This is a genomic window from Rhodoferax sp. (genome assembly GCF_044236835.1).
GTDB lineage: Bacteria > Pseudomonadota > Gammaproteobacteria > Burkholderiales > Burkholderiaceae_C > Allorhodoferax.
The window spans coordinates 1-25,271 of record NZ_JBIIGC010000006.1 but is presented as its reverse complement, the minus strand read 5'-3'; the positions used below and the strand labels follow the sequence as shown (position 1 = coordinate 25,271).

20 protein-coding genes, 1 tRNA gene and 1 pseudogene are annotated in these 25,271 nt (G+C 62.1%); 9 read left to right on the top strand and 13 right to left on the bottom strand.

Features of this window, described 5'->3' with window-relative positions; all coding sequences use genetic code 11:
* Positions 1-13 precede the first annotated feature (13 nt).
* The 5 genes from tig to ACILRC_RS05780 form a co-directional block, all read right to left on the bottom strand.
* Positions 14-1,324, bottom strand: a complete 1,311-nt coding sequence (gene tig / locus ACILRC_RS05800) for a trigger factor (RefSeq protein ID WP_395668412.1) — start codon at positions 1,322-1,324, stop codon at positions 14-16.
* 193 nt (positions 1,325-1,517) lie between these two features.
* The gene (locus ACILRC_RS05795; protein WP_395668411.1) at positions 1,518-2,156 is read right to left on the bottom strand and encodes an exopolysaccharide biosynthesis protein; all 639 of its coding nucleotides are present in this window, start codon (positions 2,154-2,156) and stop codon (positions 1,518-1,520) included.
* A 28-nt stretch (positions 2,157-2,184) separates the two neighbouring features.
* Positions 2,185-2,271 (bottom strand) — tRNA-Leu (locus tag ACILRC_RS05790).
* Between the two features lie 15 nt (positions 2,272-2,286).
* Positions 2,287-5,466 (bottom strand): efflux RND transporter permease subunit, encoded by a 3,180-nt coding sequence (locus tag ACILRC_RS05785; RefSeq protein ID WP_395668410.1) that lies wholly within the window; start codon positions 5,464-5,466, stop codon positions 2,287-2,289.
* 1 nt (position 5,467) lies between these two features.
* Complete coding sequence (locus ACILRC_RS05780) at positions 5,468-6,583, bottom strand: efflux RND transporter periplasmic adaptor subunit (protein ID WP_395668409.1); 1,116 nt, start codon at positions 6,581-6,583, stop codon at positions 5,468-5,470.
* A gap of 127 nt (positions 6,584-6,710) precedes the next feature.
* Between ACILRC_RS05780 and hpnC the strand changes: the two genes are divergently transcribed.
* Genes hpnC through ACILRC_RS05760 form a run of 4 tightly spaced genes read left to right on the top strand, consistent with a single transcriptional unit; the run spans position 6,711 to position 12,288 of the window.
* Positions 6,711-7,586 carry a squalene synthase HpnC gene (gene hpnC / locus ACILRC_RS05775; protein ID WP_395668408.1) on the top strand — a complete coding sequence of 292 codons (876 nt, stop codon included), beginning with the start codon at positions 6,711-6,713 and terminating at the stop codon, positions 7,584-7,586.
* Positions 7,587-7,596: 10 nt separating this feature from the next.
* Positions 7,597-8,436: a presqualene diphosphate synthase HpnD gene (gene hpnD / locus ACILRC_RS05770; RefSeq protein WP_395668407.1), complete on the top strand. Its 840-nt coding sequence runs from the start codon at positions 7,597-7,599 to the stop codon at positions 8,434-8,436.
* Between the two features lie 13 nt (positions 8,437-8,449).
* Positions 8,450-9,859: a hydroxysqualene dehydroxylase HpnE gene (hpnE, locus tag ACILRC_RS05765; protein ID WP_395668406.1), complete on the top strand. Its 1,410-nt coding sequence runs from the start codon at positions 8,450-8,452 to the stop codon at positions 9,857-9,859.
* Positions 9,856-12,288 carry a penicillin acylase family protein gene (locus ACILRC_RS05760; protein WP_395668405.1) on the top strand — a complete coding sequence of 811 codons (2,433 nt, stop codon included), beginning with the start codon at positions 9,856-9,858 and terminating at the stop codon, positions 12,286-12,288. The genes hpnE and ACILRC_RS05760 overlap by 4 nt, the downstream gene beginning before the upstream one ends.
* 22 nt (positions 12,289-12,310) lie before the next feature.
* Here the strand turns inward: ACILRC_RS05760 and ACILRC_RS05755 are convergent, their stop codons facing one another.
* Positions 12,311-13,048 carry an HAD family hydrolase gene (locus ACILRC_RS05755; RefSeq protein WP_395668404.1) on the bottom strand — a complete coding sequence of 246 codons (738 nt, stop codon included), beginning with the start codon at positions 13,046-13,048 and terminating at the stop codon, positions 12,311-12,313.
* Between ACILRC_RS05755 and hemH the strand changes: the two genes are divergently transcribed.
* The 3 genes from hemH to ACILRC_RS05740 are packed head-to-tail and all read left to right on the top strand — an operon-like array spanning position 13,047 to position 18,597.
* Positions 13,047-14,135, top strand: a complete 1,089-nt coding sequence (hemH, locus tag ACILRC_RS05750; RefSeq protein ID WP_395668403.1) for a ferrochelatase — start codon at positions 13,047-13,049, stop codon at positions 14,133-14,135. The genes ACILRC_RS05755 and hemH overlap by 2 nt on opposite strands.
* 23 nt (positions 14,136-14,158) lie before the next feature.
* The gene (locus ACILRC_RS05745; RefSeq protein WP_395668402.1) at positions 14,159-15,505 is read left to right on the top strand and encodes an efflux RND transporter periplasmic adaptor subunit; all 1,347 of its coding nucleotides are present in this window, start codon (positions 14,159-14,161) and stop codon (positions 15,503-15,505) included.
* Positions 15,502-18,597 (top strand): efflux RND transporter permease subunit, encoded by a 3,096-nt coding sequence (locus tag ACILRC_RS05740; protein ID WP_395668401.1) that lies wholly within the window; start codon positions 15,502-15,504, stop codon positions 18,595-18,597. Before ACILRC_RS05745 ends, ACILRC_RS05740 begins: the two co-directional genes overlap by 4 nt.
* A 52-nt stretch (positions 18,598-18,649) precedes the next feature.
* Here the strand turns inward: ACILRC_RS05740 and ACILRC_RS05735 are convergent, their stop codons facing one another.
* Complete coding sequence (locus ACILRC_RS05735; protein WP_395668400.1) at positions 18,650-19,390, bottom strand: aspartate/glutamate racemase family protein; 741 nt, start codon at positions 19,388-19,390, stop codon at positions 18,650-18,652.
* Between the two features lie 160 nt (positions 19,391-19,550).
* On the opposite strand from ACILRC_RS05735, the gene ACILRC_RS05730 reads away from it, so the two are divergent.
* Entirely contained in the window at positions 19,551-20,540 is a 990-nt protein-coding gene (locus ACILRC_RS05730) for a Bug family tripartite tricarboxylate transporter substrate binding protein (protein WP_395668399.1), read from the top strand.
* A gap of 12 nt (positions 20,541-20,552) precedes the next feature.
* A complete protein-coding gene (locus ACILRC_RS05725) occupies positions 20,553-21,194 on the top strand; it encodes a flavin reductase family protein (RefSeq protein WP_395668398.1) in 642 nt (213 codons plus the stop codon).
* 125 nt (positions 21,195-21,319) lie between these two features.
* On the opposite strand, the gene ACILRC_RS05720 is transcribed toward ACILRC_RS05725, so the two are convergent.
* From ACILRC_RS05720 to galE, 6 genes and pseudogenes are all read right to left on the bottom strand, one after another.
* On the bottom strand, positions 21,320-21,853 hold the full coding sequence (locus ACILRC_RS05720) for a hypothetical protein (protein ID WP_395668397.1): 534 nt from the start codon (positions 21,851-21,853) through the stop codon (positions 21,320-21,322).
* 20 nt (positions 21,854-21,873) lie between these two features.
* Complete coding sequence (locus ACILRC_RS05715; RefSeq protein WP_395668396.1) at positions 21,874-22,521, bottom strand: hypothetical protein; 648 nt, start codon at positions 22,519-22,521, stop codon at positions 21,874-21,876.
* Positions 22,522-22,739: 218 nt separating this feature from the next.
* On the bottom strand, positions 22,740-23,735 hold the full coding sequence (locus ACILRC_RS05710) for a tripartite tricarboxylate transporter substrate binding protein (RefSeq protein ID WP_395668395.1): 996 nt from the start codon (positions 23,733-23,735) through the stop codon (positions 22,740-22,742).
* Between the two features lie 66 nt (positions 23,736-23,801).
* Positions 23,802-24,197 carry a PIN domain-containing protein gene (locus tag ACILRC_RS05705; protein WP_395668394.1) on the bottom strand — a complete coding sequence of 132 codons (396 nt, stop codon included), beginning with the start codon at positions 24,195-24,197 and terminating at the stop codon, positions 23,802-23,804.
* A complete protein-coding gene (locus ACILRC_RS05700) occupies positions 24,194-24,436 on the bottom strand; it encodes an AbrB/MazE/SpoVT family DNA-binding domain-containing protein (protein ID WP_395668393.1) in 243 nt (80 codons plus the stop codon). The genes ACILRC_RS05705 and ACILRC_RS05700 overlap by 4 nt, the downstream gene beginning before the upstream one ends.
* 91 nt (positions 24,437-24,527) lie before the next feature.
* Positions 24,528-25,148 (bottom strand): annotated as a pseudogene (gene galE / locus ACILRC_RS05695) (UDP-glucose 4-epimerase GalE); the annotation flags it as partial.
* Positions 25,149-25,271 lie beyond the last annotated feature (123 nt).

Below are 25,271 nucleotides of genomic sequence, written 5' to 3'. Positions count from 1 at the left end.
CGACGCATCAAAATCAGTTCTGCGCCATCAACTCGTCAAAGGACACCGACTTTTCGCTGACCTTGGCTTGTGCCAAGACAAACTCGGTGACGTTGTTTTCAACAACGATAGCCTCCACCTCGGCCATGCGGCGGTTGTCGCTGTAATACCAACGCACCACTTCGGCGGGCTTTTCGTAGCTGGCAGACAGTTCGTCAACGTGGGCCTTGATCTGCTCGGGCTTGGCGGACAAGTTGTTGGCACGTACCAGTTCGGCCACCACCAGCCCCAAACGCACACGCCGCTCAGCTTGGGGGCGGAAGATGTCCTCGGGAATAGGTGCCTTTTCGGCGTCTTTGATACCGCGCTGCTTTAGGTCTGCGCGGGCGCCCTCAACCAAACGCTCGACCTCCGCCTGCACACTGGACTTGGGCAGTTCGAGTTCAGCCTTAGAAACCAACGCGTCCATGACCGCCTGCTTGTTGCGACTGAGCAAACGGTACTTGACCTCGCGCTCCAGGTTCTTGCGAATGTCGGCGCGCAAGCCGTCGACACTCGAATCTGCAATGCCCAGCGACTTGGCCAAAGCGCCGTCGACTTCGGGCAGATGGGCCGCCTCGACCTTCTTCAAAGTCACCATGAAGTCTGCCGTCTTTCCTGCGACGTCTTTGCCGTGGTACTCGGCGGGGAACGCGAGAGGGAAAGTCTTGCTCTCACCCGCTTTCATGCCGCGAGTCGCATCTTCAAATTCCTTAAGCATCTGGCCGTCGCCAACGATGAACTGGAAGTCCGACGCCTTCCCGCCTTCGAAGGGCTCGCCATCGACCTTGCCTTCAAAGTCCACTGTCACACGGTCGCCATCTTGGACGGCTGCGTCCTGGGCGCGCTGTGCAAACGAGCGGCGCTGCTTGCGCAGAATTTCTACTGTCTTGTCAATCGCTGCGTCTGTCACTTCGGTGGAAACCTTCTCGATTTCAGCGGTGCTAAGGTCGCCGATCTTTACCTCGGGAAACACCTCAAACACCGCGTCAAAAGCCATGTGCCCCTCGGGCGATGCGTCGCTCTCTGTGATGCGTGGCTGGCCTGCTACACGCAATTTGGCTTCGTTGGCAGCGCTGGCAAAGGCCTGTCCCACTTTGTCATTCATGACTTCGTAGTGCACCGAATAGCCGTAGCGCTGTGCCACCACATTCATCGGCACTTTGCCTGGGCGAAAACCGTCCATCTTGACCGTTCGGGCGAGCTTGCGCAGGCGCGATTCGACCTCGGACTGAATGGCGGTGGCTGGGAGCGTTAACTTGATTTTGCGTTCTAGTTTTTCCAATGTTTCAACAGTTACAGCCACGGTCAGTCTCCTAAAGAAGTTATGGGTTAGGCACCAGCACACGGGCGCCGGACACAGAGAATTTCACACAAATGGGGTGGTGTATGGCGGTGACTCGGCCCGCGCCCAGTTGGGCAAAGTAGCTGGTCAAAGCAACCCGGCATTGTATCTGAGGCCTGCTTTGAAAAAGGCCCACTGGACTTCCCCAACGCAGTCAGCGGGTGACCCACGCAATCAGGGCGCCGACCAGTACCGTCCCGCCCCACCAAAACAACACAATAGACGCCACCGCGGCCAAAGTTGCCAAGTAAGCCGCCAGCACCATCAGGCCATCGCGCAGACGCAAACCCCAGGCCATCAGGACAATGCCCAAGGCTGGCAGCACGTTGTCGAAAGTGATCATTGGCACCGGAACTGCCATCGACAGGCCGGCTGTGGCAAGCACCAAGCCGTTGACCAACCGCATGGGGCGGTCACTTAGCCTGAGCAATCGAGGTCGAGCAAACCGGCCCACCAGGTGCAACGCCTTTCGGCTCGCGCTGGTAAGCAAGCTCTTGGCGCGAGGATGCAAGGCACGTTGGCCCAACCATGCGGGAAGGTCTATCGGGTGCCCCAGGCACACACCAACAGACACGACGACACACAACAGGCCAACGGCAGACGCCATACCAGGCAATGCCACCGGAAAAAGCAAAGGTGTTGCCAGCAAACCTAACCACACCAGTCGCTCCCGGTTGCTGTGGCCCACCGTGTCTGCCACTGTGTCCCCCAGCGCGTTCAAGTAAACCCGCGCAATCCGGTCGGTGGTGGATGTTCGCTTCGGCTGGTCTGCGTTGGGTGGCTTGAATTGCATAGAGGCACTGGGTCAGACCACACTAAGGTGGTGCGCGGGGGGGGACTCGAACCCCCACAGTGTTGCCACCGTCAGGACCTAAACCTGGTGCGTCTACCAATTTCGCCACCCGCGCTCGCACTGCTGCAGTTTACCCTGCGGCCGGCGTGTCCTTGCGCACCCGAAACCAAGCCGCGTACATGGCTGGCAAGGCCAGCAGCGTCAGCACAGTGGCGACGATCAGGCCGCCCATAATGGCCACCGCCATCGGCCCCCAAAACACCGAGCGCGAAAGCGGGATCATGGCCAACACCGCCGCTGCGGCCGTCAACACAATCGGCCGCAAGCGACGCACGGTGGAGCCGACGATGGCCTCCCAGGCCGGTATGCCAGCCTTGCGGTCATGCTCGATTTGGTCAATCAAGATCACCGAGTTGCGCTGGATCATTCCCATCAGTGCAATCACCCCCAGCAAGGCCACAAAACCAAAGGGTCGATCCAGCACCAGCAAGGCACCGGCCACGCCCGCAATGCCCAGCGGCCCGGTAAGAAAGACCAAGAGCGCCCGGCTAAAGCTTTGCAGCTGAAGCATCAACAAAGTGAAGGTGATGAACAACATGATGGGCACCCCCGCCACGATCGAACTCGAGCCCTTGGAACTTTGCTCCACAGCGCCGGCCACTTCAACCCGGTAGCCCGGACGCCACTGGCTGCTGATTTCTGTTAACCGCGGCATTAGCTCGGCGCTCACGGTTGCGCCCTGCTTGCCTTCGACGATATCGCTTTGAACCGTCATCGCGTAATCGCGGTTTTCGCGCCACATCACGCCCGGCTCCCAACTGAACACCGGCTTGGCGATCTGGGTTAACGGAATGGACTTGCCGGAGGCCGTGGGCAGGTAGGCGTTGGCAATATCGGTGATCGCATCACGCTCTTCGAGCGGCTGGCGCAACACGATGTCGATGAGCTTGTCGCCCTCCTGGTACTGGCCCACGGTGGTGCCAGACAAAATGGCCTTGGACGCTTGTGCAATCGACTGGCTGGTCACACCCAGGGCACGTGCCTTGGCCTGGTCAACTTCAAGCCGAATCACCTTCACCGACTCGTTCCAGTTGTCGTTCACCCCACGCGTGCTGGGGTTCTCACGCATGGCGGACTTGACGCTATCCGCATAGCCACGCAGTACCACCGGATCGGGGCCCATCACCCGAAACTGCACTGGGTAAGGCACAGGTGGCCCATTGGGCAGCAGCTTCACGCGCCCGCGAATCTCGGGAAATTCGGTGGCCAGCAAGGCGGGCAGCCGCACTCGCAAGGTCTCGCGCACCTTCAAGTCCTTGGACATGATCATGAACTGCGACACGTTGGTTTGCGGGAACACCTGGTCCAAACTCAGGTAAAAGCGTGGCAAGCCCGAACCCACCCAAGTGGTCACTGCCTGCACGCCCTCCTCCTTGAGCAGGCGTTGCTCCACCCGCTTGGTGACCTCCTCATTGGCAGCAAAAGAGGTGCCCTCCGGGAACCAGATGTCGACCAAAATTTCCAGACGACTGGAGTCGGGGAAAAACTGCTGCTGCACCTTGCCCATGCCCACAATGCCTAAGGCAAACACCAGCAGAGTTGCGCCGATCGTGGTCCAGCGGTGCTCCAGACACCAGTTGAGCACCCGCCGAAAGCCCACGTAAAACGCCGAGTTGTAGCCCTCGTTGGGCTCGCGGGCGTCAGCATCGATCCCGTCACCCGGTTCCACTGCGTGGCGCGGCTTGGTTTTCAAAAGCACGGTGCCGAGGTAGGGCACAAAGTACACCGAAACTATCCAACTGAGCACCAAGGCGATCACAGTGACCGCAAAGATAGCAAAGGTGTATTCGCCGGTCACCGACTTGGCAATGCCGATCGGCAAAAAGCCGACCGCCGTGATCAGTGTTCCGGTCAGCATTGGCATGGCTGTGAGCTCGTAGGCGAAGGTGGCAGCGCGGACCTTGTCATAGCCCTGCTCCATCTTGTGCACCATCATCTCCACCGCAATGATCGCGTCGTCCACCAGCAGGCCCAACGCAATGATGAGCGATCCCAGCGAAATCTTGTGCAGCCCGATGCCAAAGTAGTACATCGCCAAAAACGTTACTGCCAACACCAAAGGAATCGTGATCCCCACCACCAAGCCTGGGCGCATGTCGATGTAGTAACGCCTCCACAGTGGGTGTTCGCCATGCCGACGGTGGAATCCCAGCGCCACAAAGCTCACGCCCAAAACAATCACCACCGCTTCGATCAGGGTGGTAACGAACTCACCCACCGAGGTCGACACCGCTTTTGGCTGGTCTTGCACCTTCACCAGACGAATGCCTGCGGGCAGCTCACTTTCCAAACGTGAGGAAGCTGCGTTGAGCGCTTTTCCCAAGGCAATAATGTCCCCGCCCTTAGCCATTGAAACGCCCAGGCCAATCACCTCTTGGCCTTGATGGCGCACCTTCACCGCAGGGGGATCAAGGTAGCCTTGCTTGATCTCTGCAATATCACCCAAGCGCAACTGATTGCCCGACGCGCCGCGAATCGGCATGGCCCGCAACGCATCCAAGCCCTTGAACTGCCCCGCCACCCGCACTTGAAAAACGTCCAGTGGCGTCTGCACCACGCCCGCGCTTTCCACCGCGTTTTGCTGGTTAAGCTGGGACAACACCTGGCCCATGTCCAGCCCCATTTGCGACAGCCGCTTTTGAGAAATCTCGATGTAGACCTTCTCATCCTGGGCGCCAAATAGCTCCACCTTGGCCACGTTGGGCACCCTCAAAAGTGCTTGGCGCACTCGGTCGGCAAAAACCTTGAGCTCGGCGTAGCTGTAGCCGTCGGACTCCATGGCGTAAATCACGCCATAGACATCGCCGAAATCGTCATTGAAAAACGGACCCACTACACCTTGCGGAAGTTGCGTGCGCATATCGCCCACTTTTTTGCGCACCGTATACCAAACGTTGGACACCTCACTGGGCGTAGAGTTGTCTCGAAGCTCCAGAAAAATCTGCGACTCACCCGGCTTGGAATAGCTGCGAATCTTGTCGGCATAGGGCACCTCTTGCAGGGTGCGCTCGAGCTTGTCGGTCACCTGCTCGGCCACCTGCTGCGCGGTAGCACCAGGCCAGTAGGTGCGCACCACCATCGCTCGAAAGGTAAATGGCGGATCTTCGTCTTGCCCTAGCTGAAAATAGGCTGTGCATCCCAAGACCATCAACACCACCATCAGGTAGCGGGTCAAGGGACCGTGGTCGAGGGCCCACTTCGAAAGGTTAAAGCCCTTGGCTGCGCTGTGCGCCTCTTGCGTCTCGTTCATATCACTTACCTGCCTGGGCTGCCGGCGTGGCGGCTGTATTTTGGTCCTGGTACACAGTCACTTTTTGGCCCGGTGAGAGCACATGCACTCCGGCAGCCACAATTTGCATGCCCGGCTTCAACCCGGCACCCACCACCGCCATATTGCCGTCAGCGGTCAGCACCTCGATGCGCTGCAAATTCACGACCATCGAGGCGGCGTCAAGCACCCACACAGCGGTGGAATCGGCCTCGCGAAGTAGCGCGCTGGTTGGAATGCGTATTGCCTGGGTACCACTATGGTCAAAATTATTGGCACGCACGGTCACGGTGGTGCCCAAAGGCAGACTGTATTTGGGGTCCATGGCCAACTTGACCGCGAAGGTACGTGTCACTGGGTCAGCACTGGACGCCACCTCCCGCACCGTGGCGGGCAAGCTCTCGGCGCTAGACCAAGGCATCACGCTGGCGCCAGAGCCAACGCGGATCATCGCTACCTTGTCTTCAGGGACCGAAAACATCACGTCGCGCGGACCGTCCTTGGCAATGCGAAACACTGGAGTGCCCGCAGCCACCACTTGGCCTACCTCGACTTCCACAGCGGTCACCACCCCGGCGACATCGGCCACCAGACTGGTGTAAGCAGCTTGGTTACTCAATCCGGCAAGCTGCGCCTGTGCGGCATCGAACTGTGCTTGTGCTGACTTCAGCGTGGCCTCACGGCGCTCTAACTCGGCGCTGCTGATGAAGTTTTGCTCACGCAGCTCCTTGAAGCGCTTGAAGTCCGCCTGCGCCAAGTCGCGGTTGGTTGCAGCGCCAGCGAGCTGAGCGCGAGAGGCGTCGACCGACAGGCGGTAGTCCTGGGCGTCCAACTGAGCCAACACCTGCCCGGCGCGAACCCGTTGGCCCAGCTCCACTTGACGCTGCACCACCTTGCCAGCGACTCGAAATGCCAGCCGCGACTCCACACGGGCCCGCACCTCGCCGGCGAACTCGCCGCCGCCTTGCAGCGCACCCACACCGACAGTGAGCAACTTCACCGCGCGCACCGGTTCGGGCGCTGGCGCGGGTTTGGAACATGCTGCAAGCAGCACAACAGAAACAGCAAGCGCAATCGCGGCGGGTAGGGTCTTGGGCATGGTCAGGCCTGTAAAACAAGGGGAATGTGCTCGGCCTCGCATTTTATTAATGACCGACGGGTTAGTAATTTAGAAGAATCGATTCTGACTGTCAAGCCGGGCCCGCAGGCAGGCAGAATCCCAGCCCATGAAGCCAAGCCCGCAGATCTCCAGCACCACCACCATCGGCCACTACGAGAACTTTCCGGTAGCGTCGCTGCTGTGTCCAGCGCACTTGCGACCACCCATTGCCGCGCTGTACCACTTCGCCCGCACCGCCGACGATATCGCCGACGAGGGCGACGCCACGCCAGCCCGGCGGCTTGCACAACTCTCCGACTACCGGGCGCAGCTGCATCTGGCCTGCCAGCCCCAAAGCCCCGATGGCGCCGAATGGGATCCGCGTTGGGCACCGCAGATGCAAGCCTTGCGACAGACGCTCGCGCGCTGGCCCCTGGAGCCGGCACTGCTGCACGACCTACTGGACGCATTTGAGCAAGATGTTCGCAAGACCTACGAAGCCAGCGACTATGCGACTCACGCCGAGCTGCTGGACTACTGCCGCCGCTCTGCCAACCCGGTGGGCCGACTTCTGCTGGCCCTGTACGGCGTCAGTAGCCCGCAAGCACTGGCGCAGAGCGACGCTATTTGCACCGCGTTGCAGTTGATTAACTTCTTGCAGGACGCCCGCATCGACTTGGCGCGCGGACGCAACTACTTCCCCCGTGAACTGCAGGACCGGTTTGGGGTGCGGCCCGACCATTTGCGGAACCCTCCCACCCAAAAAACTGTGCGGGGCATGGTGGCCCATTGCGTACAGCAGGCGCGCAGCACCATGCTCCAAGGTGCGCCGCTGGTGCACCACATTGGCGGGCGCGCAGGCTGGGAGTTGCGGCTGGTGGTGCAAGGCGGGCTGCGCATCCTCGAAAAGATAGAAGCTCTAGGCTTTGACACCCTGCGCCAGCGCCCGCGCCTGCACGCTAGCGACTACCCCACGATGCTGTGGCGCGCTTTGTGGATGTGACAATCCGGGCATGACGCCACAAGACTATGTTCAGCAAAAAGCGGCCTCCTCGGGTAGCAGCTTTTACTACGCGTTTCTGTTTTTGCCGCCACCGCGCCGCGCCGCCATCACCGCGTTTTATGCCTTCTGCCGCGAGGTCGACGATGTAGTGGACGACATGGTCGACGCTGGAGTTGCCGCCACCAAGCTTGCCTGGTGGCACAGCGAAGTCACCAAGGCCTTCGCGGGCCAAGCCAGCCACCCGGTTCTGCTGGCGCTCATGCCCCATGCCGCGCCGTTTGGAATCTCCGCCGGGCATCTGCACGCCGTCATTGAAGGCTGCCAAATGGACTTGACCCAGACACGCTACCTCGACTATCCCAATCTGAGCCGCTACTGCCACTTAGTGGCCGGCGTGGTTGGCGAGGTGGCTGCCCAAATTTTTGGCCAGACCCAGCCCCAAACCACGGCCTACGCGCACACCCTGGGCCAGGCACTGCAACTCACCAACATCATTCGCGACGTCGGGGAGGATGCCATGCGTGGCCGCATCTACCTGCCAGTCAATGAACTGCAACAGTTCGGAGTGAAGGCCAACGACCTGCTACAGCGTCGCCACAGCGCCGAGTTCAGCGCGCTGATGCAGTTCCAGGCCCGCCGGGCGCACGGCTTATACGACCAGGCACTGGCCTTGCTGCCCGCCGAGGACCGCCGTGCCCAAAAGCCCGGGCTGATGATGGCCAGCATCTACCGCACTCTGTTGCGCGAGATCGAAGCCGACGACTTCCAGGTGCTACACCAACGGGTGCGCCTGACACCGCTGCGCAAACTCTGGCTCGCTTGGAAAGTCCAGGCGCTGGGGCGCATGTGAAAGCCCTTGCACCGTGCGGGTCGCGGTAATCGGGGCTGGCTGGGCCGGGCTGGCGGCGGCGGTCACTGCCACGCAAGCCGGCCACCAAGTCCATGTCTTTGAGTCCGCGCGCACCTTGGGTGGACGCGCCCGGGCCTTGCACTGCCAATTGCCCGATGGCAGCCCTGTCGTGCTGGACAACGGCCAGCACATTCTGATCGGCGCCTACACGCAGACGCTGGCGCTGCTGCGCTTGGTCGGCGTGGACCTCGCGCAGGCGCTGTACCGCATGCCGCTGAGAATGCAATTCCCAGACGGCCAGGGCCTGCGCCTGGGAGCGCGGGGGTATCCACTCAACCTGCTGTGGGGTCTACTTACCCTGCCAGGCTGGTCGGCATACGACAAATGGACACTTCTGCGCGCGGCCACCCGCTGGCAACTGCAAGGTTTTTCCTGCCCCCCCACACACACCGTGGCCCTGCTTTGCCAAACGGTAAGCCCACGTGCCATGGAGACGCTGATCGAACCTCTGTGCGTTTCGGCGCTGAACACGCCCAGTCACCAAGCCAGTGGTGCCGTGTTTCTCCGGGTGCTCCGAGACGCGCTACTGGGCGGCCCCGCAAGCTCGAATCTGTTGCTGCCTCAAGTCGACCTGTGTGCGTTGTTCCCAGACGCAGCTTCCCGCTGGTTGTTGCACCGGGGTGCGGTGCTGCACCTAGGGCACCGTGTTTCGGATCTTCGATGGGCGTTGCCCCCCGCGGCCACCCACGCAGATGCCGCCACAAAGCCCAGCGCGCCAGACTGGCCCAGGCCCAGCACGCCGGGCTGGCAGGTTGATGGTGCGCCATTTGATGCGGTCATTTGGGCCACTGGCCCCAGGTCGGCAGCGCAAGCCTTGGCCGTTGCCGCAGCCCGCAGCCCCTCTGCGCTGGCAGCCGCACTGGGCGACTGGGCCACCTGCACCCAGGCTTTGCAGTACGAGGCCATCACCACGGTGTACGCCCACGCCAACGGCGTACGCCTGCCCGCCCCGATGCTGGCACTGCGCTGCAACGCAGAGCACCCGGCCCAGTTCGTATTCGACCGCGGCCAACTCGGTGGCCCAGAGGGTCTGCTGGCCTTGGTAGTCAGCGCCAGCCGGGCCGACCGCGCTACGGTGCAACAGCAGGTTTTGGCGCAAGCCCAGGCGCAGCTTGCGGATCATTTGAACGGCAACACGCTCATGCCAGTGCAAACCGTGGTGGAAAAGCAGGCCACATTTGCCTGCACGCCCGCACTGCGCCGCCCGATGCAAGCCGTCGCACCTGGCCTGGTGGCCTGCGGCGACTACACCGCTGGCCCCTATCCCGCGACGCTGGAGGGTGCGGTGCGCGCGGGCGTGGCCGCGGCGCAGCTAGACTGCGCCCACGGCGCGCCGCTGCGCCGCAACCCCGCTTCGCCATGAAGACAACACTCAAGCTTTTGGTCGGTTTGCTGGCCCTGCTGCTGCTGTTTATGGTGGCGTCTTTAGCTTGGACGCTGCACAAAAAGCAGCCGGTGCGCGATGGCGCCTTCGAACTGGTCAGACTCCAAGCGCCAGTCACCGTACAGTACGACGCCCGCGGCGTGCCCCACATCGAAGCCCGCTATGAGGCAGACCTCTACCGCGCCTTGGGCTATGTGCATGCGCAAGACCGCTTGTTTCAAATGGAGGCGATGCGCCGCTTAGCCAACGGCGAGCTGGCGGAGATTTTCGGTGCCGACCTACTCCCCACCGACCGCCTGATGCGCGCCCTCGGGCTGCGCCACCACGCAAAGCGCATGGCAACCGCCATGGACCCGCGCAGCCCAGAGACCTTGGCGCTGCTGGCCTACTTAGACGGTGTCAATCAATACCAGGCCACCCAGCCACTACCGGTCGAGTTCAACCTGCTGCGCATCGCCCCGCGACCCTTCACACCCGAAGACAGCTTGGCCATAGCAGGCTACTGGGCCTACAGCGCAAGCTCGGCGTTTCAGACCGAACCGGTCATGACCTTTATTCGCGACCAACTCGGTGTGCGTTATCTGGAAGCGTTCAGCACCGACTGGAGCTCGCAGGGCATCGCGGCGGCACCCCGCCTTGCAGCCAGCGCAGCAGGCGCGCACCCAGGTGTGGCGCTAACAGAAGGCGACTGGCGCAGCCTCAACCAGTGGGCGCGGGTCAATCGCGAAGCCAGCACCGTCTGGGGTGCGCCGCGCTTTCAGAGCGGCAACGCCTGGGCGGTCTCTGGTCGACGTACCGCGAGCGGTAAACCGCTGCTGGCAGGCGACCCGCACATGGGCTTCTCGGTGCCTGCCTCGCTGTACGAAGCCCACCTCAGCGCGCCGGGATTTACGCTGTACGGGCATTTTCAGGCGCTGATGCCTTTTGCCCTGTTGGGCCACAACCAGGACTTCGGCTGGACACTGACCATGTTGCACAACGACGAGATCGACCTTGTCGCGGAAAAGCCCAACCCCAGCAACCCCAACCAGGTCTGGCACCAAGAGCAATGGGTGGACCTGAAGGTGCGCAACGAAACGATTGCGGTCAAGAATGCGCCTAGCATCCACTTGCGCTTGCGCACCGCGCCGCACGGGCCGGTCATCAGCGACGCGTTTCAAGATGCCGCAGGACGCACGCCGCTGGCGCTGTGGTGGAACTTCTACCAGTCCGACACCCTCTTTAGTGCTTGGTATGCGCTCAACCGGGCCAACACCTTGGAACGCGCCCGCGACGCCGCCAGCCAGATGCATTCACCGGGCATGAACCTTGTCTGGGCCGGCGCCAAAGGCGACATCGCTTGGTGGGCGGTGGGCCGCATTACCCAGCGCCCAGGCGGCGTCAACCCGATGTTTGTGCTGGATGCAGGCCGAGGCGAGGCGGAGAAGGCGGGTGACTACCACTTCAGCTTCAACCCGCACGAGGAGAACCCCGCCCGCGGCTACCTGGTGGCAGCCGACAACCTGCCGCAAAGCGGCACGGGCGTGCCAGTGCCAGGCGACTACCTACTGGGTGACCGCTTTGCATGGCTCGATCAGCTTCTTAGCGACCCCGCCACCGTCTGGACCCTCGACACCGCAAAGAAGTTGCAGCTCGACGTGTGCACAGGCTACCCCGAGCGCGTACTGCGTTCGGCCTTGCCGTTGTTGGAGGCCGTAGTGACCGATGACAACGAGCGAGCTTTCTTGGAGCCGCTACAAAAGTGGGATGGTTGCTACACCACCAACGGCATCGCGCCCACGCTGTTTAGGCAGTTCAGTTTCGAGCTGGCAAATGCTGCGTTCGCCGATGAGCTTGGTGCGATGCAGTTTGCCAACCTGCTGGCCAGCCCAGCGCTGGACCACGCGCTACCTGCCCTTCTAACGCAAGTCCAGTCGGCGTGGTGGGACGATGTGCGCACGCCCCAGCAAGAAAACCGGTTCGAGATCGTGCGCATCGCTTGGTCGCGCACCTTTAGCCACCTGCAAGCGCTGTACGGAACCCACCTGACGGAGTGGACCTGGGGCCACAACCACAGCTTGACCCACCGCCACCCCTTAGGTCGACAGACGCCGCTGGCTTGGATGCTGAATGTGGGACCCTTTGCGCTGCCCGGCGGGCGCGAGGCCCCGAACACCGTGTGGGGCCCGCTGGGGCCCGGTCCTTGGGCCGCCACGGCCGGGCCCGCAGCCCGCAAACTCGTCGACTTTGGCAACCCCGGCCAAGGCGAGGCCATGGGACCGCTGGGACAAAGCGGTGTGCCCATGGACCGGCACCACGCAGACCAGTCCAAACGCTACCTGACGGGCGGCTATGCACCCATGTGGCTGGCGCCGCAAGACATTTCCAAACACACCCGAAGCACGCTCACACTGCAGCCACCGCTGTAAAGAGCCGCTGCAACCCGCCGATCTATAGCGCCGGTCCGCGGCCAGGGTCGGAAAGCAAATCGCACAACACAGACATGCTGCTGACGGTGGCGTCCGGTGGCGGGTGCTGGCCCCAAGGGGCTTCGTCGCGGTTGATCCACACCGTTTGCATGCCGACGCCTTGGGCACCCACCACATCGAGCACCGCGTCGTCGCCCACATGCAATATCTGCTCGGGCAAGAGTCCCAATCTTTGGGCTGCAGCCAAAAAAATCTGTGCATCGGGCTTGCCCACACCCACCTCACGTGCGCTGAGGCTGGCTGTAAAGAAGTGGCCAATACCCACCCGGTGTACATCCGCGTTGCCATTGGTTAGGGCTACCACGGGGTAGCGCTGGCTCAGCCACGCCAGCGCGGGCAGTGCGTCGTCGAACAAGTCCACTTCCATACGGGCTGCAAAAAACACCGCAAATGCGTCGCAGGCCAAGCTGGGGTCGGCGCCGCTGCGTTCTAGCCCAAGACGAATCATCTCCTGGCGAATGGCGCTGAGATCGTGCGCCAAGTGCGGCAGACGCTCTAAAGCCACCTCGCGCAGACCAAGTCGCAGATCCGGGTCGGCAAACAAGGTGGCGGTAGGGGGTGCATGCTGGCTCAGCCACTGTTGCAGACGCTCTTCGGCCCGGGCGATGGTGGGCCAAATCGGCCACAGGGTGTCATCCAGGTCCAGGCTAATCGCCCTGATTCGCGAAATATCCAGCATATGTGCGGGAGAATACCGCATGCCCGTTTCCAAAGAGCCCCCCTACTCCCACGGCCAGCCAGCGCGCACCGAGGTGCTGCTGTGCAATCTGGGCACGCCGGACGAGCCCACGCCGAAGGCGGTGCGGCGCTATCTGGCCGAGTTCTTGAGCGACGACCGGGTGGTCGAGATTCCCCGGCTGGTGTGGCTGGCCATCCTGCACGGCATCATCTTGCGGGTGCGACCGGCCAAGTCGGCTGCCAAGTACGCCAGCATCTGGACCCCCGAGGGTTCCCCGCTACGACTATGGACCGACAAGCAGGCCGCGCTGCTGCAAGACCGGCTGCAGGCGCAAGGCCACGCGGTGCGGGTGCGATCGGCCATGCGCTACGGCAGCAACGCAATTTCCACCCAGCTTGACGCCATGAAGGCCGACGGCGTCACCCGCATTCTGGTGGTGCCGGCCTACCCGCAGTACTCGGCCACCACCACCGCCAGCGTGTTCGACGCGGTGTACGACTGGGCCAAGCGCACCCGCACCATCCCGGAGCTGCGGTTCGTCAACCACTACCACGACGATGCAGGCTACATCGCCGCATTGGCCGGGCGCATCCAGGCGCACTGGCAGGAGCACGGGCGCCCCGACCAGTTGGTGATGAGTTTCCATGGCGTGCCTGAGCGCACCCTGCACCTGGGCGACCCCTACCACTGCGAGTGCTTCAAAACCGCGCGGCTGTTGGCGCAGCAGCTCGGCCTGGCTGCCGACCAGTTCAAGGTGACCTTCCAATCGCGCCTGGGCCGCGCCAAGTGGCTCGAACCCTACACCGAACCCACGCTGATCGCCTTAGGTCAAGCCGGTGTCGCGCGGGTGGATGTGGTTTGCCCTGGCTTTACCAGCGACTGCCTGGAAACCTTGGAAGAAATCAACATGGAAGGCCGCCACGCGTTTCTGAACGCCGGTGGCAAAGCGTTTCACTACATCGCCTGCCTCAACGACGCGCCGGATTGGATAGCCGCACTGGGGGCCATCAGCCAGAACCACTTGCAAGGTTGGCCCACCCAACCACCCGACGACACCGCTCGGACTGCCTCACGCGAACGGGCGTTGGCACTGGGCGCCAAAGACTAGACCCCCCACATCGCTGGAGCACCATGACCACTGCACGCCGCTTGTTACCCTGGACCCTTCTCATCGCCACCCTGCTGGCGGCTTGCTCAGACAAACCGAATGCATCGGCGGGCCCCGCAGCTTCAGCCAGCGCTCCCGGCGGCGCATCGAGCGGCGCTGCCGCTAGCGCACCCGCCGCTGGCGCTTCGGCACCCCAGCCACCGGTGTCCATTACTACCGTCAAGGCGCAAAAGCGCGATATGCCCGTGACCCTCAAAGCGAGCGGCACGGTGGCCCCCATCCGCAGCGTGGACGTGCGGGCTCAGCTCAGCAGCACCGTCAGCAAAGTGCATTTCACTGAAGGCCAGTTCGTCAAGTCGGGCCAATTGCTATTCACCTTGGACACCCGGGTGGACGAAGCCAACCTCGCCAAAGCCCGCGCCCAGCTTGCCAAAGACAGCGCCGCGCTGGCCGATGCCCGGCGCCAGCTCGAGCGCGCGCGCCAATTGTTTGCCCAGAACTTTGTCTCGCAAGGCGCGGTCGACACCGCCCAAGCGCAGGTGGATGCCCAGACCGCGACCGTGGCAGCCGACCAGGCGGCCATCGATGCAGTGCGGGTGACGTTGTCCTATGGCCGTATCAACGCGCCGCAATCGGGTCGCGCAGGTGCCGTCAATGTGTCGGCGGGCAGCGCGGTGCAGGCCAACACCACGCCGCTGGTCACCATCACCCAGCTCGATCCGATCGCAGTGGCCTACAGCATTCCCCAGCGCAACCTACCCGACGCGCTGTCCGCCCTTAAGGGCGGTGGCTCTGAGGTGAACGCCACGCTGGCCGACAACGGCGGCAGCTTCAAGGGCCGGCTGCAGTTTGTGGACAACCAAGTGGACCCGAACTCCGGCACCGTCAAGGCCAAGGCGGAGTTCGCCAACAAAAACTTCGCGCTGTGGCCCGGCGCCTTCGTGCAGGTCAGCCAGACGGTGGGCCTGCTCAAAGACGCGGTGGTGCTGCCCCAAACGGCGGTCATTCAGAGCGCGCGTGGCACCATCGTGTACGCGGTGCAAGACGGCAAGGCGGTGCTGCGCCCCATCAAAGTGGTGTATTCGGAGGGCGGCAATGCAGCCGTCACGGGCCTCAAGCCGGGAGAGGTTGTTGTGCTGGAAGGCAAGCAAAACCTGCGGCCTAACTCGCCCGTGGTAGAGCGCCCGCGTGAGGCGCAAGACGGCAAAGGCGGCAAACCTGCGGCGGGAGCGTCTGCCCCGTCGCCGGGCGCCTCGGCGGATGCACCGGCCGGTGCCCCGAGCGGCAGTTCGACAGGTGCTGCATCGCCCTCCTCTGGCGCAGCGCCAGCGGCTGCAACTGGCACCGCCAGCAAGGCCAGCGCGCCATGAACATCTCCGAACTGTTTATCCGCCGTCCGGTGATGACGGTGCTGCTCAACCTGGCCATCGTGGCCGCGGGCGTCATCGGCTACTTGAACATCCCGGTGGCGGCGCTTCCCAGTTACGACACGCCCGTCATCAACGTCTCGGCCTCGCTGGCCGGTGCCAGCCCGGAGACCATGGCCAGCTCGGTGGCGCTGCCGCTAGAAAAGCAGTTCCAGACGGTGCCCGGGCTCAAAACCATCAGCTCCACCAGCACGCTGGGCAGCACCTCGCTGACGCTGGAGTTCGAAGAGTCGCGCAGCATCGACGCTGCGGCGGTCGATGTGCAGGCCGCCTTGTTGCGGGCCCAGCGCGCGCTGCCGCAGGACATGACCAACCCGCCGTCCTACCGCAAGGTCAATCCGGCCGATGCACCCATTCTGTTGATCTCGCTGCGCTCGCCCTCGCTGTCACCCTCCGACCTACAGGAATATGCGGACCACCTGATTGCACCCACGCTGTCCACCGTGACGGGCGTGGCCCAAGTCACCACCTTTGGCTCGCGGCGCTATGCGGTGCGGGTGCGCATCGACCCACAAGCGCTGGCGGTGCGCAACATTGGGCTGGACGAAGTGTCTGCAGCCCTGCGCGCGGCCAACGTCAACACCCCGGTGGGTACGCTCGAGGGCCCCCGCCAAACGCTGGTGCTGCAAGCCAACCGGCAACTGCGCAATGCAGAAGAGTTTGAGGGCCTCATCATCAGCAACCGGGGCGGCAACCCGGTGCGGCTGCGCGATGTGGCCAAGGTGGAAGACAGTGTGGAGTCGCTCAAGAGCTGGGCCACCTTCAACGGTGAACCCTCCATCACCCTGGCGGTGCTGCGCCAGCCTGGCGCCAACACGGTGCAGGTGGTGGACCTGATCCGCGCCGCCCTGCCCGCTTTGCAAAGCCAGTTGCCGCAATCGGTGTCGCTCACTCCTTTGAACGACCGCTCGCTGTCCATCCGTGAGGCGCTGCACGACGTGGGCCTGACGCTGATTGGCACCATCGTGCTGGTAGTGCTGGTCATCTTTTTGTTTTTGCGCCGATTTGTGGCCACCGTCATTCCGGCGCTGTCGCTGCCGGTGTCGCTGGTGGGGGCGGTGGCGCTGCTGTGGGGACTGTCCTACAGCCTGGACAACATCTCGCTTCTGGGCCTGACGCTGGCGGTCGGCTTGGTGGTGGACGATGCGATCGTGGTGCTGGAAAACATCATCCGCCACGTGGAGCGCGGTGAGCCGCCGTTCCAGGCGGCGCTGCGTGGCGCGCGCGAGGTGAGCTTCACCATCATCTCGATTTCGACCTCGCTGATTGCGGTCTTCATCCCCATCTTTTTCATGCCCGGCGTCATCGGACTGCTGTTCCATGAGTTCGCGGTAGTGGTGGGGCTGGCGATTGTGGTGTCGGCCTTTGTGTCGCTCACCTTGGTGCCCATGCTGGCCAGCAAGTTTTTGACCGATGAAGGCCACAAAAAGCCGCCCGGTGCCGTGGTGCGCAGTTTTGAGACGGGCTTCAACGCATTGCTGGCGGGCTACACCCACATGCTCGACTGGGCCTTGCGCCACCGCAACACCGTGCTGGCCGTAGCCGCAGCGACTTTTGTGGCCACCGCCTGGTTGTTTATCGTCATTCCCAAGGGCTTTTTCCCCGAGGAAGACATTGGCCAGATCCAGGTGCAAACCGAGGCCGCCGAAGACGTGTCGTTTACCGAAATGGTGCGCCTGCAAGAGCTCGCGGCCAACGTCATTCGCGCCGATCCCAATGTGGCCACGGTGGTCGCTGCGGTGGGTGGCAGCAGCCAAAACACCGGCCGCATGTTCGTCACCCTCAAGCCCGCCAGCGAGCGCGAACCGGCCAAAAAAGTGATTGAAGGCCTGCGCAAAAAACTGCGTGGCATCGTCGGCCTCAACGTGTTCATGCGTGCCACCCAAAACCTGCAGCTCGGCGGGCGCCAGAGCAAGGCGCAGTTTCAGTACATCTTGCAAAGCGTCAAAGCCGATGAGCTCAACGTCTGGGCCACCAAGTTGCAAGAACAGCTGCGCGCCGACCCGCTCTTCAGGGACGTGACCAGCGACGCCCAGCTGCGCGGTCTGCAAGCCCAGCTCAAGATCGACCGCGACCGCGCCAATGCGCTGGGCGTGTCCATCGAGGCGATTCGCAGCGCCCTGTTTAGCGCGTTTGGCGAGCGCCAGGTGTCCACCATCTACCTGCCCATCGACAGCTACCAAGTGATCATGGAAGTCGCACCGGACGCCAAGCAAGACGAAGCTGCTTTGGGGTCTGTTTATGTGCGCTCCTCCACCGGCACGCTGGTTCCCTTGTCTGCCTTCACCACGGTGGAGCGCAGCGTGGGCCCCACCGCCATCAACCACGTGGGGCAGCTGCAGGCGGTCACCGTGTCCTTCAACCTCGCACCCGGCGCAGCCCTGGGCGATGCCACCGCCCGCATCGACGCCGCGCGGGACGCCATCGGCTTGCCCGCCTCGGTCATCACCAGCTACGGCGGTGACGCGGCGGTGTTCAAAGACTCACAAGGCAGCCAGGCCATCTTGATCATCTCGGCCATTTTGGTCATCTATGTGCTGCTGGGGGTTTTGTACGAAAGCTACATCCACCCGCTGACGATTCTTGCCGGCCTGCCCTCGGCGGCGGTGGGCGCGCTGGCCACGCTGATGCTGTTTGGCCAGGACCTGACGCTGATTGCCACCATCGGCATTGTGCTGCTCATCGGCATCGTCAAGAAGAACGCCATCATGATGATCGACTTTGCGCTGGACGCCCAGCGCCACCACGGCATGACGCCGCGCGAAGCTATCCGCGAAGCCTGCGTGCTGCGCTTTCGCCCCATCATGATGACCAGCATGGCCGCGCTGATGGGTGCGCTTCCCATTGCGATGGGCATCGGCGCTGGCGCCGAACTGCGTCAGCCCTTGGGCCTGGCGGTGGTGGGTGGACTGGTGTTTTCGCAGGCCATCACCTTGTTCATCACCCCGGTGCTCTACCTGCTGCTAGACCGCTTCAGCGGAACCGGTCCGGTGCTCACGCCCGAGGTGCCGTTGGAGCAGGACCCGAAGGCCTGACCTTGCGACGCCTTGTGCCGCCTTGCGCAATACGCGCTGGCGGTGCGGCGAATCAGCGAATTTTCAGCGCCTGCATAGGCGCTGACACCGTACCCCAGTCCGCATCGAAGCCGTTGCGGCCCGTAGCCTCTGGCAGACCACCGCCTAGCAAGACGCGCACGCCCGCTGCCGCGCTGTCGATCAAGGGCACCGCGCTGCGGGCTTGCAGTAATTGCGCGTAACCTGCCAGGCCTGCCCCGCCGATGATGATGGCCTGCACGCCCTTCGCCTGAGCAGCATCACAGGCAGCGCCCAGGCATGCCAAGGCCATCGTGGGGTCGGCCATCAGCTGTGCGCCAGTGGGCTGCACGATTTCAATGTGGTGGAGCTGCTGTCCAAAGCCCAGGTTGTGCGCCAGGCGGCTGAGCATGGGCTTCCAGCGCTGCCCACCGGTCACCACTGCAAACGCTCCATGGGCAGCAGCCTCCATGAATGACGCCTCGGCCAAGCCAGTGACTGGGCAGGCGCTCGATTGCCTCAGCGCAAAGAGGCCCGGGTCGCCAAAGCACCCAATCAGCACGCCATCGGGCGCGCCGGCGCTGGCCACGTATTGCGCCCAACTGTCGAGCGCGGCATGCGCCGCCACCGCGTGGCTGGCTTCACAGGCAATGTAGCGGGCACCAAAGTTGGCCGTCACCGCATCCAGATGCATCGAATTGGGGAATGCATCTTGCAGGAACGCAGTCAGGCGTTGTGTCACCGCGACCGTGGTGTTCGGGTTGATGAGGAGCAGGCGCTTTTGTGTGGTTTCCATCGTCGTCAAGCCAAGCGGCGTCTTGGGTACAAATGCAGGTGCAACTCGAACCAACTTGCTGCGACCAGATCTGGCATTGATATTGCTCTGTGCAACTTGCGTGGGCATGTCGCCAACGCGCAAGCATGAATCAGTGTATTCAACTTATTTGGAGTGTTGTATGAAACGTCGCGATTTACTGATCGCCAGTGCCGCTGCCAGCAGCCTCGCCGTGCCTTCTTGGGTTGCGGCCCAAAGCCCCGCGTGGCCCACCCGCGGCCCGATCCGCTTGGCTGTGCAGTACCCGCCGGGCGGTCTGGTCGATACGGTGGCGCGATTGATGGCCCCGCATCTACAGCAGGCCCTGGGCCAATCGGTGGTGGTCGACAACCGCGCCGGTGCCGGTGGATTGATTGGCACCGACTGGGCATCCAAGCAGCCCGCAGATGGCTACACGCTGCTGGTCAGCCACGCCTCGGTCCACATCTACGCGACGGCCACGCGCAAAACCATGCCGTTCAATCCAGTAGACGATTTCACCCACATGGCCATGCTGGTCGAGGCACCGATGATGCTCATCGTGCGCGGCAACTCGCCCTACCAAACGCTGGCGCAGTATGTCGAAGCGGCCAAGACCAAACCGGTGCGCTATGGCTCGTCTGGCATCGGTTCGGCCAACCACTTGTTTGGCGAGTTGCTCAAGATTGATGGTCAGGCCAAAGAGCACGACCACGTGCCCTACCAAGGCAGTGCACCCGCCATGCAAGACTTGATGGGCGGCCTGATCGACAGCGTGTTCGACCCCGTAACCACCAACGTGACGCAGCTCAAAGCAGGCTCCCTGCGCGCCTTGGGTGTGTCGACGCCAGCGCGCTTGCCAGCATTCCCCAACATTCCTACGTTTGCGGAGCAAGGCTTTCCTTCGCTGGCTGGCTCGCAATGGCTGGGTCTGTCGGGGCCCAGCGGCCTGCCTGCGCCCATCGTGCAACGCCTGACCGCCTTGGTGCCAGAGATACTGGCCAAGCCCGACATCGCTGCCCGCTTGTCGGACTTGCAAACCCTGCCACGCAAAGACCCTGTGACGGGCGACGAGTTCGTCAAACTCATTCGGTCACAAATTTCGACCTGGACTGCAGTGGCCAAGCGCGCCAAGGTGGAGGTGATCGTATAGTCGCCAAGCACCATGACCGAAGTTAACTTTGAGGAAATCACCGGCTACCAGCGCTACAAGCTGATGGCCAGTCTGATCGTCCCCAGACCGATTGCTTTGGTCACCACGATCGGGGAAAACGGCGTGGCCAACGCCGCACCGTTTTCCATGTTCAACATGGTGGGGGAAGACCCGCCCATCCTGATGATCAGCATCAACCGGCTCAGCGATGGCCGGATGAAAGACACCGCCGCCAACATCTTGCACAACCAAGAGTTTGTGGTGCATATGTCGGACGAGCCCATGGCAGAAAAAATGCATGCCTGCGGACATGCGTTTCCATCCAATGTGAGCGAACTCAGCGCCGTGGGCTTAACGCCAGTGCCCTCGCGCACGGTGGCGCCACCGCGCATCCAGGAGGCGCCGGTCGCCTTTGAATGTGTGTTGCATGAAACCCTGGCAACCGAAAGCCGCTACGTCTTCATTGGGCGTGTGCGCTGGCTGGTTGCACGCGATGGCTTGATCGACACCCATGCCTGGCGCGTCAACCTGCGCGAATACGCACCAGTGGCACGCTTTGGTGCCAGCTTCTATACCCGCACGACCGACCGGTTTTCACTTCCCAGCGAGGCTGGTGGATCGGCTGCGGCGGGTAACGGCATCGATCAGCTTTAGCGCCCCTGAACAGCTTCCATCCAGGGCAGCGACTGCAAAGCCAATACGCCTGCGAGCACCTTCAGCGCACCACGCTGTTCCCGCGGTTGCAGCTCGGCTGGCGCACAAATGCGAGGAATAAAAAGTCACTTCTTTACTGGCGGGCCGATCATGCTGGTGGATTGGATCTCGCGCATGATCCTGCTAGAAATCTCCGATGCGGCCTGCTGAGGCGATGGAAAGACGCCCGGCGTGAGCTCAAATGACCACACCGCGGAACCAGCAGGTGGATTCTTGTATATGGCCCGCACATTGAATACTCCACCCGGTCCAAAGCGATATTCCAGGCTTTCGACGTCAACGGCAATAACCAAGTCATCGCCGGACTTGATACCTCCTTGACTCACAGCTGCAGCAAACCGCGAATTCAACTCAGTTTCGATCAGCCTGAGCATCGAACGAGTTTGCTCTCTTGCAAGCACACGATCGAGTTCATTGATTGGGCTAGAACTCCTGATAGAAAGAGGCAAAGTCGCCGGAACGTAAAACTTTACGCTTGCACTGGACGCAGGCCGAATGTACCCGTCAGTACGCTTCTTGACATCGTTAGCGCAGCCAACCAATGCACCTAAAGCCACCGCTGCGAGGACAATGGAAACAAATCTTTGAATTGAAGGCATCAGTATCTCCGAGTGAAAAATTAATCGATGTCGTGAATAAACTTGTAATTCTCAGAATACCTACCGCGAGATGTTGTGGTCACATTGCCGGGTGAATAGAAAACGGCTTGGTAGTTTGACTCATTGAACTCCGTGGCACGAAGGAATGTCCCTTGATAATAGACGCGCGATGGGTTATGGCTAGAAAAAAGATAAACAACCTGCACAGCATTTCCGGCGCTGTTCTTTACCAAAGCAACTGCAGCTCCCTTTAGCGAGAGTTCGGTCGATATAAATGTCCACAAGCCCTTTTCTTGGTCAGGGGTCATGTCATTGAATCGAACCGTATTTCGAAAAACTTCAATGGGAAGAATTGGAAAACCTTTGGCTGACGTTTTCACACACACTATACTTTTTGAGTTGATAATCAAATAGGGGTTGATGCGATTTGCCCCCCGGTGTGTAACGTTTGAATCGCTTCCCGCTTCTTTGATCATTTTCTGCAATTCAGCTGGAGGCATGCCCGTGCACCTCGCAGCGAAATCGGAGGCGTCGGGACCTGTTGTGGATACCAAGTCCCATACATCCGGAACAACCACGTTCGTATCTGTTGGAACTTGTGCAAATGTCGCTCCACACCACAAGAGCGCTGGCAAAGCAAGAGCCAGTCGAACAACACAGGTTTTCATCTGTTCAATCCCTATCCCACATCCGGTGCAGTACGCAAAAGCCAATACGAGCTGGTCGGAACACTACAAGCGGTGCGTCTACCTCGTAGCTCGTTCGTTTGCGGGCATTTTGCCGCAAGAATCTGCGCCCGCCGTCGCTTTTTTGCCACTCCCGCGGTACTGCTTTGTGCCGCGCGTGCTGCATGGGCCACGCATTGGCCCAGTGTCGCGGCGCTGCTTTACTCCAGCACCAACTTTTGGGTGCGCACCACCTCACGCCAAGCTTGGTAGTCGGCCTCGATAAAGCGGGCTTGTGTGGCAGGTGTGCCAGGCATGGCCTCGACAGCGTCGACCTTGAAGCGCGCCACCACATCAGGCAGCGCCACCACTTTGTTGAGCGCTGCGTTGAGTTTCTCGATGACAGCGGGCGGCGTGCCTGCAGGTGCGGCGAGTGCAAAGTAGTTGAGTACGTCAAAGCCCTGGAAGCCCGCCTCCGACATGCTGGGCACCTCGGGCAAGGCTGGTGAGCGCCGCGCGCTGGTGACGGCCAAAGGTTTGATGCGGCCATCTTTGATCAGCGGCAGCAGCGCGGGGATGGTGCCGGTGACCAACTGCACCTGGCCGGCCACCATGTCGACCGCCGCCGGAGCCACGCCGCGGTAGGGAATGTGGGTGATGAAGGTGCCGGTTTTCACCTTGAGCAACTCCAACACCAAGTGGTTGACGCCACCCGCGCCGGCGGAGCCGTAGTTGAGCGCGCCGGGCTTTTGGCGGGCCAGGGCCACCAACTCTTGCATGGTGTTGGCGGGCAGGTCTTTGTTTGCGGCCCACACCAGTGGACCGCTGGCGATCATGCCCACCGGGGTGAAGCTTTTGAGCGGGTCATAGCCCGCATTTGGCAAGGACGCCGCCACGGTGGTGAACGGCGACGCGACCAACAGCAGGGTGTAGCCATCGGCGGGCTGCTGCGCCACGTGCTGTGTGCCAATCGCGCCCGAGGCGCCGGTGCGGTTCTCCACCACGAAGCTGGCACCCAGCGCCTCGCCCAGCTTCTGCGCCATCAGCCGCCCCATGGCATCGGTGCCAGCGCCGGGCGCAAACGGCACCACGATCTTGACCGGCCGCTCCGGATACGCCGCTGCACCCGCCTGCGCCCACGCCAAACCGTGACCCGCCGCAGCCAGTACAGCACCCAAGAGCACCGTGCGGCGCGCTACTGTGTGAAAAACCTTCATGTCATCTCCGTGAAATTGAGCCTGAGAAAAATCGGCAGTGTGCCCCAGGTATGTGGCAGAACCAAGTCAGGAGATGAGCGTCATGCCGGCGTGCTTGGACGCCTTGACATCAAAGGTCATCGTGCTGTCGCACCCAGCGGCGGTGGCGGCGCTGCCAATCAAGCAATCCGCGAAATCTGCTCCGCCTTGGTTAAACAGCCGCAAAGCGCGCGTGACCTGATCAGCCCGCTCCACCACGAATTGCTTGGTTCGCAAAATGGCGTCCAAGGCCTGCGCCACCTGCTGGCCAGTCAGTGCGTACGACGCGGTAAGCACCCAGTACAACTCCACCACGGCAACCGTCGAGATAAAACCAGGCCGGTCTCGATCCAGCGATTCAATGAGCAGACTGGCCTTTGCGGACTGCTCGGGGTCGTCCTGCATGATGTAGCGCACCAGGACGTTGGTATCGAGGCCAATCACCTTGCCGCCCCCGCACGCAGAGCGATGGCCGCGTTCATGTCCTCAATAGAAACTGGCTTGCTGGTCCGCCCGAACATGCCTTTCAAGGCGGTGACCTCATGGGTTGATGCCACCAGCTCGTAGCGGCCTGGCGCGATGTGCACAAACTCCACCTTATCGCCCGCATCGAGCTTGAGGTCGTCACGGACGCTCACGGGAATGGTTATCTGACCTTTGGATGTGATTGTGGCAGTTGACATCTAACACTCCATTTCCTTACTTTGAGGTAAGGAGTTTATGAGGGCTCACGCTTTGAGGCAAGCCCTGCCCCCGTGCGCACGCCGCGCCGCCCTACCCCTTGAACCCATTCGGGTTCAAGGACTGCCAGCGCCATGCATCGCGCACCATCTCCTGCAACCCGCGGATGGTCTTCCAGTCCAAATCGCGTTGCGCCTTGGCGGGGTCGGCGAAGCTGGTGGCGATGTCGCCGGGGCGCCGGGGCGATATGCGGTACGCAATAGGCTTGCCACTGGCAGCCTCGAAGGCCTGGATCATCTCGAGCACGCTGTGGCCTTTGCCGGTGCCCAGGTTCCACACGCGCGCACCAACGCGGTCGTACAGTGCGCCCAAGGCACGCAAATGGCCCTCGGCCAAGTCCATCACATGGATGTAGTCCCGCACGCCGGTGCCATCGGGCGTCGGGTAGTCGTCGCCAAACACCGAAAGCTCCACCCGCCTGCCCACTGCCACTTGGGCGATGTAGGGCAAAAGATTGTTGGGGGCGCCGGTCGGGTCCTCGCCGATCAGGCCACTTTCGTGCGCGCCCACGGCATTGAAGTAGCGCAGTAGCGCAACACTCCAGCGCGGGTCAGAGGCACACAGATCGCGCAGCAGGTCCTCCACCCTGAGCTTGCTGCGACCATAGGGGTTGGTCGGCTGGCAAGGACAGGTCTCGGGGATGGGCATGGTGCGTATTCCACGCGATGGCGGACACGATTCCATGCTGATGGCGGACAGCGTTCCACCGTCATCGCGGACACCCTTCCACGATGATGGCGGACAGCATTCCATTTTGAAGGCGGACACCCTAGCAGT